Here is a 243-nt window from a genome sequence, read left to right on the forward strand (position 1 = left end):
GTTGACGACGCTGGTAGCCCACTGGCAGGCCTTTCTACAACGCTAAGGAGCGGGACGTGCCGCAACGTATTCTGGTGCTCGGTGCCAGCGGCTATATTGGTCAGCATCTGGTTCATGCCTTAAGCCAGCAGGGGCATCAGATTGTGGCGGCGGCACGTCATATCTCACGGCTGCAAAAACAGCAGTTGCCCGGCGTAAGTTGTCATTCGGTCGATTTATGCTGGCCGCAGGATCTTCCTGCCC

General features: G+C 57.6%; 1 protein-coding gene. It reads left to right on the forward strand.

The window, feature by feature from the left end:
- Nucleotides 1-56: 56 nt before the first annotated feature.
- Nucleotides 57-243 (forward strand): NAD-dependent epimerase/dehydratase family protein (locus tag FQ668_RS28065; RefSeq protein ID WP_144180855.1); only part of this gene is annotated, 187 nt, incomplete at its 3' end.

It is taken from the genome of Pseudomonas sp. Kh14, assembly GCF_900291005.1.
Taxonomy (GTDB): domain Bacteria; phylum Pseudomonadota; class Gammaproteobacteria; order Pseudomonadales; family Pseudomonadaceae; genus Aquipseudomonas; species Aquipseudomonas alloputida.